This is a genomic window from Mesorhizobium sp. USDA 4132 (genome assembly GCF_056279545.1).
In genome coordinates this window covers 1,578,684-1,596,533 of record NZ_JBWCCP010000001.1, presented here as the reverse complement: position 1 = coordinate 1,596,533, position 17,850 = coordinate 1,578,684, and the positions used below count along the sequence as shown (strand labels likewise).

General features: G+C 62.3%; 14 protein-coding genes. 1 reads left to right on the top strand and 13 read right to left on the bottom strand.

The window, feature by feature from the left end:
* Window positions 1–4 precede the first annotated feature (4 nt).
* On the top strand, window positions 5–1,726 hold the full coding sequence (locus tag ACZ9IU_RS08335) for a hypothetical protein (protein ID WP_038541974.1): 1,722 nt from the start codon (window positions 5–7) through the stop codon (window positions 1,724–1,726).
* 26 nt (window positions 1,727–1,752) lie between these two features.
* Here ACZ9IU_RS08335 and ACZ9IU_RS08330 read toward each other — a convergent pair whose 3' ends face one another.
* The 13 genes from ACZ9IU_RS08330 to ACZ9IU_RS08270 all read right to left on the bottom strand — a co-directional run bounded on the left by ACZ9IU_RS08330 (window position 1,753) and on the right by ACZ9IU_RS08270 (window position 17,681).
* Window positions 1,753–2,664 carry a glycosyltransferase family 2 protein gene (locus ACZ9IU_RS08330; protein WP_038541973.1) on the bottom strand — a complete coding sequence of 304 codons (912 nt, stop codon included), beginning with the start codon at window positions 2,662–2,664 and terminating at the stop codon, window positions 1,753–1,755.
* A 17-nt stretch (window positions 2,665–2,681) separates the two neighbouring features.
* Window positions 2,682–3,278, bottom strand: a complete 597-nt coding sequence (locus ACZ9IU_RS08325; RefSeq protein ID WP_038541970.1) for an LbetaH domain-containing protein — start codon at window positions 3,276–3,278, stop codon at window positions 2,682–2,684.
* Window positions 3,265–4,440, bottom strand: coding sequence for a glycosyltransferase (locus ACZ9IU_RS08320; protein ID WP_038541969.1), 1,176 nt, complete (start codon window positions 4,438–4,440; stop codon window positions 3,265–3,267). Before ACZ9IU_RS08320 ends, ACZ9IU_RS08325 begins: the two co-directional genes overlap by 14 nt.
* Window positions 4,437–5,543 carry a glycosyltransferase family 4 protein gene (locus ACZ9IU_RS08315; protein WP_051899685.1) on the bottom strand — a complete coding sequence of 369 codons (1,107 nt, stop codon included), beginning with the start codon at window positions 5,541–5,543 and terminating at the stop codon, window positions 4,437–4,439. The genes ACZ9IU_RS08320 and ACZ9IU_RS08315 overlap by 4 nt, the downstream gene beginning before the upstream one ends.
* Window positions 5,540–6,577 (bottom strand): CgeB family protein, encoded by a 1,038-nt coding sequence (locus tag ACZ9IU_RS08310; protein WP_051899684.1) that lies wholly within the window; start codon window positions 6,575–6,577, stop codon window positions 5,540–5,542. The genes ACZ9IU_RS08315 and ACZ9IU_RS08310 overlap by 4 nt, the downstream gene beginning before the upstream one ends.
* On the bottom strand, window positions 6,574–8,145 hold the full coding sequence (locus ACZ9IU_RS08305; protein WP_157885103.1) for a hypothetical protein: 1,572 nt from the start codon (window positions 8,143–8,145) through the stop codon (window positions 6,574–6,576). The genes ACZ9IU_RS08310 and ACZ9IU_RS08305 overlap by 4 nt, the downstream gene beginning before the upstream one ends.
* Before the next feature lie 41 nt (window positions 8,146–8,186).
* Window positions 8,187–9,722: a lipopolysaccharide biosynthesis protein gene (locus ACZ9IU_RS08300; RefSeq protein ID WP_157885102.1), complete on the bottom strand. Its 1,536-nt coding sequence runs from the start codon at window positions 9,720–9,722 to the stop codon at window positions 8,187–8,189.
* 18 nt (window positions 9,723–9,740) lie between these two features.
* A complete protein-coding gene (locus ACZ9IU_RS08295) occupies window positions 9,741–10,643 on the bottom strand; it encodes an RAD52 family DNA repair protein (protein ID WP_038541962.1) in 903 nt (300 codons plus the stop codon).
* The gene (locus ACZ9IU_RS08290; RefSeq protein ID WP_038541960.1) at window positions 10,640–11,947 is read right to left on the bottom strand and encodes a WcaI family glycosyltransferase; all 1,308 of its coding nucleotides are present in this window, start codon (window positions 11,945–11,947) and stop codon (window positions 10,640–10,642) included. The genes ACZ9IU_RS08295 and ACZ9IU_RS08290 overlap by 4 nt, the downstream gene beginning before the upstream one ends.
* Entirely contained in the window at window positions 11,947–12,918 is a 972-nt protein-coding gene (gene fcl / locus ACZ9IU_RS08285) for a GDP-L-fucose synthase (RefSeq protein ID WP_038541958.1), read from the bottom strand. Before fcl ends, ACZ9IU_RS08290 begins: the two co-directional genes overlap by 1 nt.
* Window positions 12,911–14,017, bottom strand: a complete 1,107-nt coding sequence (gene gmd / locus ACZ9IU_RS08280; RefSeq protein WP_038541956.1) for a GDP-mannose 4,6-dehydratase — start codon at window positions 14,015–14,017, stop codon at window positions 12,911–12,913. The genes fcl and gmd overlap by 8 nt, the downstream gene beginning before the upstream one ends.
* Before the next feature lie 184 nt (window positions 14,018–14,201).
* On the bottom strand, window positions 14,202–16,475 hold the full coding sequence (locus tag ACZ9IU_RS08275) for a polysaccharide biosynthesis tyrosine autokinase (protein ID WP_437179053.1): 2,274 nt from the start codon (window positions 16,473–16,475) through the stop codon (window positions 14,202–14,204).
* A gap of 138 nt (window positions 16,476–16,613) precedes the next feature.
* Window positions 16,614–17,681, bottom strand: coding sequence for a polysaccharide biosynthesis/export family protein (locus ACZ9IU_RS08270; protein WP_244447488.1), 1,068 nt, complete (start codon window positions 17,679–17,681; stop codon window positions 16,614–16,616).
* Between the last annotated feature and the right edge of the window lie 169 nt (window positions 17,682–17,850).

The window sequence follows — 17,850 nt, the reverse complement described above, 5'->3', positions numbered from 1 at the left end:
CACGATGCCATCGCGCCAAATTCCGAAACTCTACATTCCCTCCGATGCCACCGAAGCGGCAATCCGGGCCGTACATGCGGCAGCGGTCGCGGCGGCCGGCGGCGGCACCATCCTGCTGCCGGATGCGGTGATCACGCTCACGGAGCCGCTACCGGTCGCTTCCGGCGTCGGTTACCAGGGCGTGCAGCCGGTGCTGAACTATCTCAACGACACACTCCCGGACAGCGGATGGGATTTCGCGGGCGGCACGGTGCTTGCCGGCGACGGGTCGTTTCCGGCTTTTGCCGCCAATGACGCAGACCTTGGCTCGCCGTCTGCGACGATCACTGCCGACTGCATTACCGGCTGGCGATGCGAGCATATCGGCTTTACCGGCTTCACGCGCGCCATCAGCATCGGCGCGGTGAACAATATCGGCCTGCAGTTTTCCGCCATCCACGATCTCTTCATTCGCGACTGCAGCGACTGGGGCATATTCCTTGCCAATTTCATGCACACGGACGTTTGCCGGGTCTGGACGCATCTCTGCGAAAACGGCCAGTATTATGCGTCATTGCTGTCGGGCTCGACGTTGATGCCTGGAAACAGCCGCTTCGATTCGCTCTTCAACATCATTCCGGCCGATGGACGGGACAATCGGCTCTGCCGGGGTATCGTATTCGAAGCCGGCGGAGACGGCGCTCGTCTGAACGAAATGTATGTCGACCGCATCCAGAACAACGCCTTCAACCGGGCCGAACTTGTGGCCAGCGCGACCTTCTCGAACGGCTCGGCGAATATCGCCGTTGCCGACGGCGGCAAATTCCGGGCGCGCATGCCGGTCGCGTTCACGAGCAGCAATTACGGGATCACCGCCGGGCGGGTCCATGTCGTCAAATCGGTGAGCGGCAACACGATCCAGATCGGCAACGCCTTCACCTCCCCGGCCATAATCGCGTCCGGCAGCGGCTCGCTCATGCTCTCGTCCTGGGGCATGCCCTGTTTCGAATTGAGCGCCCGCAACGAAGGGGCGTTCGTCTCCAACTCACGTTTCTTCGGCGTGGATGCGGAAGGCGCCTCCGGCGCGGGGATTTATGTAGAGAACGCACAGGGCTGCGACCTCAACATCTCCGAGGTCGCTGGTGACAGAAATGCCGATATTGTCGGGCGGCGCGCGGGCTTCAGCCGCTTCTATAGCAGCAACACCGCGGTGACGGATTTCGACACGGTCTCGGCCACCAGCCAGTTTCACGGCGCGCGTGGAGTTGGTCGTCAAGCAATGTTGTCGGGCCTATGGACAGACCAAACCCGCGGCGGATTGGCGGTCTTCAACATTCGTGGCGATGCCTGGGAGAACCAGGGCGATCTGGAAGTCCGGGGTGGTAACAGCTTCATCTATCCCCGATTCGGGATGGGAATTAAGTCGACGCTCAAGACCGCGAACACCGTGCTCCATCCACTGGATGCCGGGCTCGTCACCTTCGACGCCGCGTCGGCCCTCGTCTGCACGCTGCCCGCGATCACCAATTCGTCGGATGCGACCTCGCTGGTGGGGCTGCCGTTTCATATCGTCAATGCCGGATCGGCGGATCTGACGGTCAATACCAACGGCACGCAGCTCTTCAACAAGATCTCGGGCAAGACCGGCTATACGTTGAATGCCGGCGAAAGCCTGCTGGTGGTCGCCGCCGAAGGAGCCGGCTCGACGCTCTTCTGGGCCACCTTCCCGAGTGTCGGCGTTGCCTGAACCGCTGCGCTTTACAGGCTGTCGCTTCAGAGCGGCAGCCCCGTCAATCGCGCCAGCGCCGCGCGCTTTTCCTCAAGCGTTGTCAGCGAACGGAGCGATCGGTCGAATTCCATGACCTTGGCGCCGACGAGGAAACGGTACCAGCAGCCTTGCAGGACATGGTAGATCAGCCCTTCGCGGCCATCGAGGAAGCCGAACTGGCCGATATAGCGGAACAGGAAATAGCCAAGCGCAGCGACAGGGAACGGAAGCCGATTATAGATGCGCTCCTTGATAAGCCGTTTTATGGAAGCCTGACGTGACGAGGCCGCCTGCGAAAGGGCCGGTCGTTCGTAAAACAGGCCATATCGCCGGCCAAGTACGTCGGCGGCTTCAAGGGTTGCATATCGGTTATGTTTGCCCGTGAAGAAGCTGAGATCGTTGAGATTGTGATCAGAGAACGGCGCGTCGAAAAGGGCTATGCTGCCGCCCTTCACGACGATGTGCTCGTCCATCCAGCGGTCTTCGACATGTCCCTGCCCCCGCCGCCAGATGCGGGTGAGGATGAGCGGATACCGTCCGCCATGGCGGATCCAGCGTCCGAGGAAGATGTGTCTTCTCTTGAGATTCACGCCTGCGACATTGGCAGCGAGAGTGGGAAGCTTCTCAGCGATCTCTACCGCCAGTTCAGGTTCGATCACCTCATCCGCGTCGAGCCGCATGATCCAGTCGGCCGTGATCGGCGCATTGTCGAGCCCCCACTGGAACTGCCTGGAATAATTGATCCAGGGGTTACTGAGGACGGTTGCGCCGAGCGACCGGGCAATCTCGACCGTGCCGTCGGTCGAGAAACAATCGATGACGAAGACCTCGGACGCGAAGGGCGCGACGCTTTTCAAGGCGCGGGCGATGTGGCGCTCTTCGTTATAGGTGAGGATGAGGACGGCGAGGCTGGCCATTCGACGACGTGTCCCGATCAGAAGTTCGACCGAACAGGAAAGATGCCGGGCCTGTCCTGCTCGAAGCGCCGCCGTAGTCTCCTGGCCGGATTGCCGGCATAGATCGTCCAGGGATCGAGGCTGCGGAAGGCGACAGCGCGGGCGCCGAGCACCGCGCCCTCCCCGACAGTGACACCCGGCCCGACAAACGCTTCCGCCGCGATCCAGGCATCCGCACCGACGACGATGGGTCTCCTAACCAGCTGGAAATCGGCATCGTCGACATCATGCGTGCCGGTGCAGAGATGGGCGCCCTGGGAGACGATTGCGTGGGCGCCGAGCTCGATACGATCCATGCAGTAACAGTTGACGCCCCTTCCGAGGCAGGAATACGCGGCCATGGCGAGGTTCGGCGGATACCAGACCTCGACGCCGGGATAGATCCGCGCCGTCCGGTCAATCCGGGCGCCGAAGCGCAGCAGCAGGAACCGTCGCCATGCAAACAGCGGCACCGGAGTCCAGCGACCGAAAAGGCTCCAGACGAGGGTCCACGCAAGCCGGAACAGCCGATGCCCCAGCGGGAAACTCGGGGCACCCAGCCGGGGATTTGAGGTCTTGGCGTCAAGCGGCTTCATGAAGGCCTCGTGGAGAGATGGAGTGCAGAACGGTAATGAGATCGCGGGCCGCCGCCTCGATGCGGAAATGCCGTTCGAAGCCCGCGCGGGCATGGGCGCGCATGGCGCTTTTGCCGTCGTCGGAGAGCGAGAGCCAGGATCGGAGCAGGCTTTCGATGCCCTCCGATGTGTCGGTCCCGATAAGGCCGCCGCCGCTCATTTGCACTTCACGCCAGATATTGACCTTGTCGGTCAGCAGGACCGGTGTTGCGCAGGCCATGGCTTCCGCGACGACGATGCCGAAATTCTCCTGGTGCGACGGCAGGACAAAGGCCTCGGCAGCGCGGAAGGCGCCCCATTTGGCATCGCCGGCCAGCATGCCCGGCCAATGGACGCGATCGACGATGCCTGCCTTGGCGGCTTGGGCAATCAGTTTCGATTTCAGCCCGGACTGATCCGGCCCCGCCATCACCAGGTGGAGATCGGGATCGGACGCGGCGATCTTCGAAAAGGCTTCGACGAGCAGGTCACAGCCCTTCTTTGCGTGGAAACGGCTGAGGAACAGCAGGAAGCGCCTATCCTTCAATTCCGGCAAAAGCCGGCGGAATGCGGCAAGCTGGCTCTCCGCCCCTGTCGGCGGGTCGGCGGTGCCGAAGGCGACGATACGCTCCGCGTAACCATAGCCCCGGAAGACGCCGCGTGCCCGGCGGCGCTCTTCTTCGCAGGTGAAGAGGACCGCCGCTGCATCGCGGAGAACCCTGCCCTGCCAGGCAGACCAGAACGCCTGCTTGGCGATGTGCTTGAGCGGATGGGTTTCGCGGAACCATGGATCCATCATGCCGTGGGCGAAGACGACATAGGGCAGGCCTGCCCGCCGCAGGGCCGACCAGCCGCCGACAGAGGCATGGTTCCAGAGGCCATGGATGACCGCGGCATCGAAACGATCGGCGTTCGCGGCGATCCAGCGTGCCAGTTCCGGCGTATAGCCATATCTCCGGGTCCATCGCCCGCAGGCATGAACGGGTAAGGGAAACTCTTTCACGTAGGGCGCCGATGGTTTGTCCAGCGTGACGACTTCCACCGCATGGCCCAGACGCGCCATCTGCAGTCCAGTCAGCAGCAACGCCTCGATCGGGCCTCCGGTTTCGGGATCGGCGCTGGCGATGATGTTGAGGATTCTCATGACAGCTCCGCGATGATTTTTTCGAGATTTCCTTTGAAGTGTCTCATGAGATAGCAAGAGCGGACCTTTTCGACTCCCGCCTCTCCCATTGCCGCTGCCATGCCCGGATCGGCGAGAAGCATCGCCATTCTCTCGGCGAGTGTTTCGATATCCGAGGGATTCACGGCAAACCCATCGACCCCATCGGTGATGATCTCCACGGCCGCATCCTGCGTACCGCAGATCACCGGCAGGCCGTGCAGCCAGGCCTCCAGGAAAACGATCCCGAACCCTTCCTTGGACGAGGGCATCGCGAACAGGCAGGCTTGCGCATAAATCCCGGCCAGCCTCGCATCCGAGACACGGCCAAGGAATTCGACCCTGTCCTCGACCGCAAGCTCCCGGGCCAACGACGCCAGTTCCGATTTGAGCGGCCCCTCGCCGACGACCTGGAGGACGCATTCGACGTTGCGGCGCTTGAGCAGCACCATCGCCTTGATCAATGCGTCGATATTCTTGCCGCGGTCATGCCGATCCAGCCGGGCGACCGTCAGGATGTTCCGGCTGCTCTTTTTTGGCTGCCGGTCGATGTCGTCGACGGCGTTCGGAAACAGCCTAAACGTCTCGGCGGGAAGGTTGAACGCCTTCTGCATCCGGCTTGCAGTGAAGGTGCTGACGGAGGCGATCCGGCTGAGGGCTCTTGCGATAAGCGGTTCGTAAAACCGCATGCGGCGATAGGCCGGATCGTTCCAAACCTCGTCGCCGTGGACGAAGAGCACGAGTTTGATTCTCGGAGACAGCAGCTTGCAGATGAGCCCAACGGGCAGAAGGTTGATATGCCCGAGGAACAGGATTTTGCAGCTTTGAGCGGTGACAGCCGAGTGAACGACGAAATCCAGACGCCGAGGACCAAAGGCGCGGATTGCGGCCGATGTGGTTTCGGGGATGTCGGCCTTGCTATCGCGCATGACGTGGACGGCCGGCGGCTTCCAGCCGTTGTCACCAGAGATCTCGGCCAGGGCAGCGATGACCCGTTGGTTGAAGCGCTGGATACCGCCCATCCGGCCGTAGGTGTCCAGGGCCAGAAACAGAGTGCCGTCATTCTGCGCCTCCGCCCTCCTCATCGCACGCCGCCATGTTTTATGTCCGCGACCCGATCGACAATCCGGCGGGCCAGGACCTCGTTATAGGTCCCGTTCGCGAACGTGCGCCGGTGCCCGGCATCGGCGATCGTTTGGCGCCTACCGTCATCCGCCAGCAGACGTCTGCAAGCCTCCGCGCAGTCCTCCGCTCCGTCGAAAAAGACCGCTTCCTCGCCCCCCTTATAGAGCTGTTGATGATGCGGAGTGCGGGGCGCGCACATGGCGGTGCCGATGGCGGGAATTTCGGCGGAGCGCGTCGTATGCAGGTCGGCATTCTGGCCGTTCAGCAGAACCAGAGCAATTTTCGCTTCGGCGATCGCTCGTGTGTAGTCGGAACCTTCAAGGTGATCGGAGCGGATAAACGGGCGGAGCAGCCGGTATTCCGGCGCTCTTTTCCATCGGGACCCGTGGATCGCGAGCGGCACGCCCCTTTCGACCAGCCGCGCCATGAAGGCGCCGCGGCCGGGCATCCATGTGCCGACGAAAGCGACCTCGGACGACCATCGGCTTTTTTCCTCCAGCGTCGGCGACAAAAGGCGATGCACGACCTCGTCCGCACACTGCCAGATCGTCTCGATCCGTCTTGCACCTCTCCTCGCCATCATCTCCTCGATGCCGTTACGGCGCACCGCGACGACCAGATCGTAGTGCGGGAGGGTGCGGTGAAAAATGCTCCAGCGAAGGCGTTCCGAAGACGGGTTCAGATAGGGATTGTCGGCGTTGTAGTTGACGACGATCGGCGCCGCCGTGCGGATGACGTTCATGGCGGCTCGCCCGACCACGTCGCCGCAATCCACCAGGGCAAAATCGAAACGCTGCCCGCCGATCCGCCTGCCGAGCCCCTTTGCCACGAGGCGATCGATGCCGGGGCCGCCTGCCCTGTTCAGCCACGGCGCCCAATGGGAAGGCAGAAGGGCATAGGGCGACAGGTGCAGAACATCGAAGCCGATACGCCCGAATGCCGCTGCCCGCTGCAGGCTGGTGCCTGATTCTGCGCCGATAAAGAGGAGCCTCATCTCAGCTTCACGCCCCTCGTCAGCCAGAACATCAGCGCGTAGAGCAGCACCGTCTGCGGCACCGCCCGGACAAGGTTGCCGGCCTGGACCGCGACGGATTCGTCCATGAGGCCGTTCATGAAGAAGCGGACGATGCAGATGCCGGCCAGAGCCGAAAGCAGCACATGTCCGTCCCGCATCCGGATCGTCAGCGCGTCGCCGACAATGAAATTCGCCAACGCGAAGATGGCGAACACCACCACGTAAAACGCGCCGAGCACGACGAAGCCGTCGGCGATCGACGAGCCGGTGCGGTATCCCCCCAGCTCATCGCCGGTCACCAGAAAGTTGTAATAATCGCCGGACGAAAAGGCGTTGCCGGATTTATCGAGTTCGGGTGCGAAAAAATTCAAGACCGGCGTCGGAAGCAGCAATAGCAGCTGATTGAGAGCGCTTTCACGCGCCAGCCCCTCACCGGTCTGCGACAGCGAAATGCCAAGAGCGACGTTGTGGTCGATGTATTTGGTGGAGACGAAGCGGGCCAGAAGCGGGTTGTCGACATAGATCTCGTTATAGCTGCCTTCGGCCAGGATCTGGTCCGTCTCCTGCCGGGACTGTAGTGCTTCCCGATCGAAATACGTGCCGATGGTCGAGAAGACGAGGTCCTGCGACGAGATGTCGGAGCGGTCGTCGCGGGCAATGACCATGGCGGTTGCCAGATCCGAGAGGATGCCGGCCGGAACGGGGCTGAGCAGGATGGCGACCGCGAGCCAGATCACCCGCCGCCTCGTCAGGATGAAACGTCCTATCATCACCGTGATGGCGAGGCAGATCAGCACGGTCAGGACGTTGACCGCGAACACGCCGCGGCTGTTGCGCGCCAGCGCGATATAGAGCGTCAGGGCGCAGTAGGCGGTCAGCGCGAGCCAGTTGACCGAGCGCTTTTGGTCCGGCGGATCGATGAGGTAGCTGGCGATCGGAATCAGGAAGGGCGCGACGGAAAATTGCGACAGGCCGGCGAGCAGTTTGAAGGCGATATCGCCGAAATTGTCCTCGCCCCAGCGGTCGGCATTCGTGTACCAGGAGGCGAACGACCCAAGCAGTCCCATCCACCACAATTGCCGGTTTGTCGGCGAAAGATAGAAGCCTAGCGGCGCAAACATCCTTTGGCGGATCGCCGTCGTCGCGATCCGCATCACCCGCGACTGCGCATAAAACCAGTGCAGCGCCATCGCCCATAGCTGCAGAAGTGCCAAAACGGAAAACGTGGCTACCGGCGCCTCGAGGTTGAAGGTGATCGGTTTCCAGGCAAATGTCTGGACGATCAGGGCGGCCAGGCTCGAATGGACCTGAAAGCCGAGCACCATCAGCGTCGAGATCGTAAACCGTTCGATCCGTCTTGGGTTGGTGCAGTAGGTGAATGCCCAGGTGCCGATCAAACCGACCGTCCCCGCGCAGAACGCGTTGGTCATATCAGGCGATATGGCGAACTGGAGCATCGTGCAAAGCAGGATCAGAAAGGCGGCGCCCCAGCGGGCTTTGGCGACGAAGCGGGAATTGCCGCGGCCCGGCCGGGGCATCATACGCATGCCCAATATCGCATTGCCGTCCGCCAAACTCCCGCTCCCCGTCATGGCCGATCACCTGTCAGAACCGCCCGCTTGCGGGAGAGGTTTGGAAAATGCCTTTGAAGGATCGCCCTCATGTGGGCCGGCAGGGACCGGTAGGCCATCCACGCCGCCAGCAGCGAGCCGATCACGGCGGGAACGGATGACAAGCCGACCGACTGCGGCCAGATCGCCATGGCGAATAGTCCGGCGATGGCCGAGATGCAGCCGCAAGCGGATATGGCAAAGGCATGGATTGGGAAGGTCAACCGCAGCTTTCGGAGCACGGCGCAGGCGGCTCCGGCATAGATCAGGAAACTGGCGCTCTCGGCCGCCAGGAGCGAAAAGCCGGCGCCCGGCAACCCCCATGAGGTCAACGTCAGATAACAACCGATCGCCGTGATCAGCAGAGAGGTGCCGTTCGCGACGATCTGCGGCAGCAGGATGTTGCTCCCCCGGACAATCGAAACCATCGGCTGGGCGAAACCGTAGACGATGATGCAGGCGCAGAGCGAACCGAACAGCAGTGGGTCGAGGTGAAAATTGCCACGGGTCCACCACAGGAAAAGGCCGGGCGATATCCACTGGAGCAGAATGCACCCCGGACCGATGACGCCCAGCACGAAAATCCAGCTGAGGGTGACCGCAGCTTCCGCCGGCTCGCTCTTCCCTTCCCTCAGATAACGCAGGAGCTCGGGCTCGACCGGACCTGCCAGCGCATTGATGCCCTGCGTCGCGATGTTGGATAGCGTCCGGGTCGCGGTGAACGCACCGAGAAGGCTGACGCCGGCGAGCGGCGCGATCAGCAGCCGGATGCCCTGCTGGTTTCCGACGGCGAGCAGTTCGCGAAGCGACAGGAACAGGCCCCTCGTGAGGTTGGACCAGCCCCTGCGCAGATCGGGGACGGCGAAGCCGATTTCTTCGCGCCGCCAGAGACGGAAGCAGTCGACATGAATGGCGATGTTGACGGCCACGTTGGCAACCGACGAGGCGATGACAGCGTCGAGGACGTCACCGCCGGAAAGGACTGCCGCGAGGGCCGCGAGGTTGATGCCGACCAGCAATGCAAACCGCCACCACGCCATTCTCGCGTAATAGCCGAAAGGGATGAGCGCCCGCCCGAGGATACCGCCGACGGAGCTGGTGACGAGCCAGGTGAGCGCATAGACGGTCATCGAGCCTGAAAGGTCGTCCATCAGCTCCGCAGGAACAAAATCTCCGAACAGCGCGTCGGCCCATCCGAAGGCCGGGACAGCCGTCCAGAAGCACAGGAGTATCGTTCCCAGCAGAATGGCGGCCGGGATGGACGAGGCGAAGTCCCGTCTTACGGCATCCCTGGTGCCGAGCCGTTGGAACTCGTAACCGAGGTAGTTCTGATGGCCGAGGTCGAAGACGACGGAGAGGGAATAAAGCGTCTGCAGCAGGACCCAGAGCCCGAATTGCTGTGCCGACCACCAGCCGAGCATGATCGGCACGCTGATCGTCTGGATCAGGATATTGGCGGCAAGCAACGCCCCATTGGCGATCGAGCCCGAGATTAGCCGTACTGACACACTCATCGAAAACGCGACCTACGGCTACACGGTTGACCTTCTCAATAATTTTCGCGCGACGATGCGAACGTCCGTCGCATGGTCGGCAAGCATGTTTTCCAGGAAATCGATGAAACCAAGCGGCGCGGTTTCCTGGTCCGGGTTCATGAAATGGGAGGCGAAGGCGGGTTGCCTGCCGGGAAAGCGGATCGCCTTTGGCCAGAATAGCGGCGTGACCGGATGGAGGTAGGAATGGGCGGGCGTCCATCCGAGCCATTTCAGCCGGAACCATTTTTGCGCATTCACTTGATGCGCATGTCCCCAGCTGGTGATCTTTTCCCACATCTCGGCATCGCTCATGACGTAGCCATAGTGGTAGCAGGGCGCATCGATGACGATGGCAGCAGCAGGGGTGGTCTTTCGGGCCGTATCGAAGCGAACGCCGCTTTTGCAGCGGATCGCGAACCCCGCGTTGACATCCCTGATCGAGCCATCGCGGGTGGTCAGCACCAGTTCGGGCGTTTTCCAGAAATTGTGCCATGGCGTCAGGATGCGGTCATGCCTGTGGTCCGCCGCCATGAATTTGAGCAGCGTTTCCCAGCCGCTATCCGGATAGAACTCGTCGGCATCCTGGATGACCAGCCAATCGAAACCTTCGCGGATTGCCCGGTCGAGGCAGTCGTTGCGGGTTTCTTCCTCGGTTTCGAAGTCGCTGCAGATCACCTCGATCTCGCAACTCACGCCCTTTGCGCGGGCGAAGGCGATCGCCTCGTCCACCTTTTCCCTGGTCGTGGGGTTTGTCCTCGTGGCGCGCGAGCCGGGCAGATAGGCCCACGGACGCTCGGGCCGGACGATGAAGATCTTGTCGACGAAACGGCCACAGTTCTCGACAACGTGCGGCAGAAAACGATCGACGTTGTAGGCGAGGACGTGGCCGGCGACCCTCATGGACTGCCGCCGTCGATCAACTGCTTGATGGCGATGATGGCAGGCCGTTTCGACAGGCTCTGCACGAGAGCCGTCTGGGAATGCGGCTGCCATTCGTCCCGCTCCGACATGGCACGGACGATGTTGGCCGCCAGCTTCTCCGGATCGTTCGGCGGGGTCAGATAGACCGTTTCCTCGACGAATTGCGCCAGTTCCGTTCCTGGGTCGGCGGTCACGAGGACGGGCTTTCCGGAGGCAAGCATGCCGCCGAGTTTGGAGGGCAGCGTCAGGTCGGCGGCGTTCCTGTCCTGCGGCAGCACATGCAGATCCGGCATGTTGAGGAACGCGTTCAGCCGGGAATAGGGTTGGAAGGCCAGGAAACGGAGATTCTCAAGATGGCCGTAACGGGCTTCGAGTTCCGGCTTCTGCGGTCCCTCACCGGAGATCACGAAATGAATGCGCCGCTCGTCCTTCAGACGCTCGGCTGCATCAAGCAGTACGTTCAGGCCCTGTTTGGCGCCGATACTGCCGGAATAAAGAATGACGAAATCCTCGTGGCCGAAACCGAGCTCAGCCCGATAGGGGCTGACGTCTTCCATCGGATGGAATTGCGCGAGATCCACCCAGTTGCGGACAACGGATATTTTGGCGGCCGGGACGTGCTTCAGGGCAAGGCCTTCGGCCATGCGGTTGGAAATGGTGATCAGCTGATCGAACCGGCCGAGCACGCTGCGCTCGAAGGCATGGCCAAGCCTCTTCAGCCAGGTCCTGGAACTCAGATGCCCGACGGCGAATGCCGCATCCACTTCCATGTCATGGACGTGGAGCACCGTGCGGGCGCCGACCAATTTGGCGGCAAGCTGGGCTGCGGGCGCGGCAAACAGCGTCGGCTCGACGCAAAATACCGTGACCGGACGATGCCGCAAGATCTGCCAGAAGACCAAAGGCGCCGAGGTGAGCGCGAAGGAGAGCGGCGCCAGAAGCCGCCAGATACCTCTCATCTTTCGTCGCAGCAGCAATGGCGACCGCAGCACCTTGATGCGTCCTTCGATGCCTGAAGAATAGCGGTTCCGATATCCGGCCTGGACCGACCAGCCGGGATAATGCGGCGGGGTGGTCACCACCGTGACGTCCATGCCCTCGGCGGCGAGATATTCGGCGATTTCACCGGTATATTTGCCGACGCCGGCCGTTTCCGGCGCGTAGTTCATCGCATAGACGACCACGCTTTTGCGTGGCGATGTGGCAGCTGCCGTGGCCAGCCCCGGTGCGGCGTCGAACGATCGTTCGCATTCGTCGCTGAGGGGCTGGGCGGCGGCTGTCATCAGGCAGCATCTCCGCGTTTGCGCTCAAGATATTCGCCCTTGAGGAAGGCCTGGTAGGCATCGGTTATGCCTTGCTCCAGGCCGATCCTCGGCGACCAGCCGAGCGCCCGCAGCTTGGCGGCGCTCATCAGCTTGCGCGGCGTGCCGTCGGGTTTGGTGAGATCATGAGAAATACTCCCCTGGAAACCGACGACCTTGGACACCAGTTCGGCGAGCTCCAGGATGGTTACGTCCTCGCCGGAGCCGACATTGACATGGGTCTCGGCCGAATAGGTCTTCATCAGATGAACGCAGGCGTCGGCGCAATCGTCGACATGCAGGAATTCGCGGCGCGGCGTGCCGGTGCCCCACACGGTGATGTCCGGAAGGCGGCCGGTCTTCGCCTCGTGCGCCTTGCGGATCAGCGCCGGCATGACATGGCTGGATTTCAGGTCGAAATTATCGCCGGGGCCGTAAAGGTTGGTGGGCATCGCCGAGATGAAGTCGCTGCCATGCTGCTTGCGATAGGCCTGGCAGAGCTTGATGCCGGCGATCTTGGCGATCGCATACCATTCGTTGGTCGGCTCCAGCGAACCCGTCAGCAGCGACTCCTCGACGATCGGCTGATCGGCGAATTTCGGATAGATGCAGGAGGAGCCGAGGAACATCAGCTTTTCGACGCCGACCTTGTGGGCGGCCTCAATGATATTCGCTTCCAGGATGAGGTTGTCGTAGAGGAAATCGGCCGGATAGGTGTCGTTGGCTAGGATGCCGCCGACCTTTGCGGCTGCCAGGAACACCGCGTCCGGACGGTTCTTCTCCATCCAGGCCTCGACTTCCGCCTGCCGCGTCAGGTCGGCATCGCCGCGCGCCGCCGTCAGGATCTCGCAACCTTCCGAGGCCAGACGGCGAACGATCGCCGAGCCGACCATGCCGCGATGTCCCGCGACGTAGACCTTCTTCCCCGCAAGGCTGTAGATCGTCTCAGGCATGGGAGAGACCCTTGTTGCCACCCGCGGTCGGCACGTTGCGCGCCATCACTTTCAGGTCTTCGCGGACCATTTCGGCGATCAGCTGGTCAAGGTTGGTCTCGTGCTTCCAGCCGAGCTTCTGGTGGGCCTTGGTGGGGTCACCGATCAGAAGGTCGACCTCCGTCGGGCGGAAATAGCGCGGGTCGATCGCCACGACGCATTCGCCGGATGTCGTGTCGTAACCCTTCTCCTCGACGCCCTCGCCGCGCCACTCGATCGGCATGCCGACCTTGGCGAAGGATTTTTCGACAAAGGACCGCACCGTATGGGTCTCGCCGGTTGCCAGAACGTAGTCGTCCGGCTCGTCCTGCTGCGTCATCAGCCACATGCCGCGCACATATTCACGGGCATGACCCCAGTCGCGCTTGGCGTCGAGATTGCCGAGAAAGAGGCGTTCCTGAAGGCCGAGATGGATGGCGGCCGCCGCACGGGTGATCTTGCGGGTGACGAAGGTCTCGCCGCGGATCGGGCTTTCATGGTTGAACAGGATGCCGTTCGAGGCATGCAGGCCATAGGCCTCGCGATAGTTGACGACGATCCAGTAGGCATAGAGCTTGGCAACCGCATAGGGCGAACGCGGGTAGAAAGGCGTCGTCTCGCTCTGCGGCACTTCCTGCACCTTGCCATACAGTTCCGAGGTCGAGGCCTGGTAGAAGCGGGTCTTCTTGGAGAGGCCGAGGAGACGGATCGCTTCGAGCAGGCGCAGCGTGCCGGTGCCGTCGGCATTGGCGGTATATTCCGGCGTCTCGAAGGAGACCTGCACGTGGCTCTGGGCGGCCAGATTGTAGATTTCGTCCGGCTGGGCTTCCTGCACGACGCGGATGAGGTTGGTCGAATCCGTCATGTCGCCGAAATGCAGGATGAAGCGCGGGTCGGCCACATGCGGATCTTCGTAAAGATGCTCTATCCGGTTGGTGTTGAACGAGGAAGAGCGCCGCTTGATGCCGTGCACCGTATAGCCCTTGGATAGCAGCAGTTCCGCAAGGTAAGCGCCGTCCTGGCCCGTTACCCCGGTGATCAATGCTACCTTGCCGTTGCTCTTCACAATTCCAGTCATCATATCCCCCTAACGGAACCCGTCAGTCTTTAAGTGAAACGTGCGCGTCGATGCGCGCAATGTGCCAGTCGCAAGCACTGGGAACACCATTGTGATGTCCCCCGGAATGCGGCGAATCCGAGACATACAGTGATTCGTAGCATCCTGGGCTTATGCCAAACATTGCAGTGAAACGCTTCAGAAAAGATCATCGGCTGTCGTCAGGCTTCTCCCTTGTCGTTTTGATCCTGGTTGGGGTGCCGATGGAAACCGGCGTCGGGTCAGGATGCGTTTCATGGTAGTACTGCGTGTAACGCGATGCATAATAGTCCGACGAACCGTATCCCTCATAAAGCTTCATCCTGGCGGCATCGACCTTATTGAGGATCACGCCGAGGCAACGGCCGGCGATCTGCGGTTCGGCATTCAACGTTTCCTTGACGGCTTTTCGCGATGTCTCGCCCCATTCGACGACCATGATGAGGCCGTCGACACGCGGGGCGATGGCCCTCGCATCGACGACGGGGCCGAGTGGCGGCAGGTCGAGAACGATATAGTCGAACTCTCCGGCGACCTGTGCCAGCAGCCTGGTCATCGCAGCCGATGCCAGCAGCTCGGACGAATGGGGTATCCGCCGCCGGACAACCGCCGGGAGAAATCTGAGGCCGGTGACCGGATCGGCCAACATCGCGGAGGCCGGCGCATGGCCTTCCAGCAGCACTTCGAGCAGCCCCTCTTCCGCATGCGAGCCCAGCGCCCTGGTGGCACCCGGATTGCGAAGATCCGCATCGATCAGCAGCGTCCTCGCACTCCCGGCCAGCGCCTGGGCAAAATTTGTGGCGATCGTCGATTTGCCCTCGCCCGGCAGCATCGAAACGATGCCGATGATCTTGTGGGGCCTGTCGATATGGACGTCCGCCGCGATCCGGGCGCTGCGCAACGTTTCGGCAAAGGCAGAGGACGGATGCTCGGTCGCGAAACCGGACAGCTCGTTTTTCCTGTAGATTTCTCCCTTCACCGGCTCGATCGACGGTCTCAAGCCGGTCTGCGGCTGCACCAGCGGTACCGAGCCCAGATATTCGAGGCCGAGAATATCCCTCACCTGTTCACCGGTGCGGAAGAACCGATCCCGGAACTCACGGAATGCCCCGAGAACTCCGCCGACGCCGCTACCGAGCGCCAGGCAGAGCGCCAGCACCAGCGATAGCCGCGGCTCGCTGGCGGTAGTCGGCGGCACGGCACGGGAAATGATACGCGCTTCCGTGACGGGGAACGACTGCTGCTGCACGGCCTCCTGATATCGCTGCAGAAAAGTCTGGTAAAGGTTCCGATAGGTTTCGGCGGCCCGTTCGAGCTCCCGCAACTGCACCTGCGTTTCACCGGCGGTGACGCTGATATCGGTGGCGTTGCTAACGCCGAGGGTGATCTGGCGCTCGCGGGATTGCGCGACTTCAAGCTCGCTTTGATAGCTCCCGGCGATCCGCCTGAGCTCGTCGAACATCTGCCGGTCGTATTCCGCCATCTCCTGGCGAAGGCGGGTGGCCTGGGCATGGCCCTGCCCCAGCCGCCTCGATATCTCGGCTTCCCGCTTCGACGATTCCAGGTATTTTTCGCGCAGAGAGCTGATCACCGAACTGTCCAGCGCGTCGGTGACGATCGCCTCACTTTGACCCCGCGCGATGATCGCCTCGATGCGGTCGGAGCGTGCCTGTGCTCTGGCTGTATCCGCCCGTGCCACGATCAGGGCGCTGTTCAGCTCGGTAAGCTGCTGGTCGGAGACGAGCCTGTCATTGGCGGTGACCAGGCCGTTTTCGGCGCGAAACCGCTGGACCGCGAGATCCGATTCCAGCGAGCGCCGCCGCAGTTCCTCGATGCGCTCCTGCAGCCAGTTGCCCGCCCGCCGTGTGGCATCGTATTTGGCATCCAACTTGTCGGTCAGATAGGCATCCGCAATCGCGCCGGCGACCGCTGCGGCAAGGCACGGCGATGTGGCCGTGAACGTGATTTCGAGGACATAGGAACGCCCGACGCGCGAAACCTTCATATTGCCGAGGAGGTTGGCGAGCGCCCAGCGGCGTTGCGCCTCGATCTGATCGGGCCGAACCTCGCCACCGCGCAGCCATCGCCGGATATCCAGCATCGACCGTATATCGGAGACTGCCGCGAGCAGCGGGTTTTGGCGGCCGGTCATGAATTCCGGATCATCCGCCAGTTTCAGCTTGTCGACCGCCGACAGGCCTATCGTCTCGGAACGCAGCAGCTCGACCTGGCTGAGGACCGACGCCTCATCGTCAAGAACCCCGCCGATCGTCGACAATTGCTCGACGACCTGTCGGTTGCCGCGGTCGATCAGCACGCTCGTCCTGGCGGTATATCGGGGTACGGCAGTGAGAAGGTGCCCGATCCCGAGCGCCAGGAACACCGCGATGCAGAGGCCGACCACTCGCCATTGCCGCCGGACGATGGCGATCAGGCCATCCATGTCCAGCTCCGAAACCTCTTCCTCGCGGGGCTCCTGCAGGAGGCGAGTGAGAAAAACGGGCCGCTGGTTCATCGCATCACCCGATCGATGTGCGCAGGCCACCAAACCGACCCGGAGCGGCCGCAAGCGGCCTGAATGTCAGTCGCGCCAGGCATCATGGCTGCTCGCAATATCCCGGGTCGATGCGGTGACCGAATTGAGGATGCTGAGGAATTTGACCAGCTCGACCGCATCGGCAGTTGACACGTAGAGGACGTCCTTGTCCTGCATGGGAAATTGCTGGACGGCGAAGAACGCGGCCGGATCGCGCAGATTGGCGCGGAAGATCACCGGCACGTCCCGCGCTCTGAACCGGCTGACGTCGAGGCCGATATTGCGCAGAAGATCACGCTCCACGAGGCGGTAGAGCAGGACCGATTGCGGTTCGGCCTTGTCGTCGAGCAATCCGCCGGCCTTCGCCAAAGCCTCGCCGAGGGAGAGATTGGAATCGTCGAAATCAAAGCGTCCGCTTTCGCCTGTCAGGCCGAAGGCCAGGAAGGTCCGGCGGTTGCGATCGACGAAGATCGTGTCGCCCGGCTGCACATAGATATTCGCCTGCGGACGCTCGCTCAGCGTTCGATAGGCGACGGTGACGCTGCGGCCGCGGCGCTGGAGCGTGACGGTCGCCTCTTCCTTCGGGACGCTCAAACCGCCTGCCTCGGAAATCACGTCGATGATGCGTTCGCCGGCCGGGCTGAGCTCGATCTTCCTCGCCTGCTTGACGTCGCCAAGGACCGACGCCCCCATCGAACGGCTCGCCACCGTCGAGATGACCACCTGGGGCTCGATGGCGCGATTGGCCAGTCGCTCGGCAATATCGAGCTGCACGGCATCGACCGGACGGCCAGCGGCCTTCACCTTATTCGCGTATGGGACGCTCAATGTGCCGTCACGACCGATCGTCTGGTTCGGCAAGGTGATGTAATTGCCCGGACGGGCGCCGGCATCGGCGGGAATGAACAGGCCGCCGCTCTGCGCCTCGAAGACAGAGACCTGAACGACATCGCCGATCCCGAGCGTGAGTGGCGGCGGTCCGCTACTCACGCCAAAACCGGCGCTCAGGTCAGAGCCTGCCGGTTTGGGTAGGCGGGCGAGGACGGACTGATTGATATCGACGAGCGCGTAGTCGATGCCGATCCTGTTGCCGGTGGCAGAAAATGCCTTCACGGTTGCATTGGCTTCAACGGCGGAGGGATCCGGACCGGACCTCGGGAGCCCCGTGCAGCCGGACAGAAACGCAACAGTAGCAAGCGTTAAAACAGCACCCAAGGAACTAAACATACGCCCCGCCATACAACCCAAAGTATGGTATCGGTTTAGCCGATGAGCGAACCCG

Excerpts from the sequence above, each read along its gene's own strand:
- ACZ9IU_RS08335 (WP_038541974.1), top strand. The coding sequence starts at position 5 with ATGCCATCGCGCCAAATTCCGAAACTCTACATTCCCTCCGATGCCACC.
- ACZ9IU_RS08330 (WP_038541973.1), bottom strand. The coding sequence starts at position 2,664 with ATGGCCAGCCTCGCCGTCCTCATCCTCACCTATAACGAAGAGCGCCAC.
- ACZ9IU_RS08325 (WP_038541970.1), bottom strand. The coding sequence starts at position 3,278 with ATGAAGCCGCTTGACGCCAAGACCTCAAATCCCCGGCTGGGTGCCCCG.
- ACZ9IU_RS08320 (WP_038541969.1), bottom strand. The coding sequence starts at position 4,440 with ATGAGAATCCTCAACATCATCGCCAGCGCCGATCCCGAAACCGGAGGC.
- ACZ9IU_RS08315 (WP_051899685.1), bottom strand. The coding sequence starts at position 5,543 with ATGAGGAGGGCGGAGGCGCAGAATGACGGCACTCTGTTTCTGGCCCTG.
- ACZ9IU_RS08310 (WP_051899684.1), bottom strand. The coding sequence starts at position 6,577 with ATGAGGCTCCTCTTTATCGGCGCAGAATCAGGCACCAGCCTGCAGCGG.
- ACZ9IU_RS08305 (WP_157885103.1), bottom strand. The coding sequence starts at position 8,145 with ATGCGTATGATGCCCCGGCCGGGCCGCGGCAATTCCCGCTTCGTCGCC.
- ACZ9IU_RS08300 (WP_157885102.1), bottom strand. The coding sequence starts at position 9,722 with ATGAGTGTGTCAGTACGGCTAATCTCGGGCTCGATCGCCAATGGGGCG.
- ACZ9IU_RS08295 (WP_038541962.1), bottom strand. The coding sequence starts at position 10,643 with ATGAGGGTCGCCGGCCACGTCCTCGCCTACAACGTCGATCGTTTTCTG.
- ACZ9IU_RS08290 (WP_038541960.1), bottom strand. The coding sequence starts at position 11,947 with ATGACAGCCGCCGCCCAGCCCCTCAGCGACGAATGCGAACGATCGTTC.
- fcl (WP_038541958.1), bottom strand. The coding sequence starts at position 12,918 with ATGCCTGAGACGATCTACAGCCTTGCGGGGAAGAAGGTCTACGTCGCG.
- gmd (WP_038541956.1), bottom strand. The coding sequence starts at position 14,017 with ATGATGACTGGAATTGTGAAGAGCAACGGCAAGGTAGCATTGATCACC.
- ACZ9IU_RS08275 (WP_437179053.1), bottom strand. The coding sequence starts at position 16,475 with ATGGATGGCCTGATCGCCATCGTCCGGCGGCAATGGCGAGTGGTCGGC.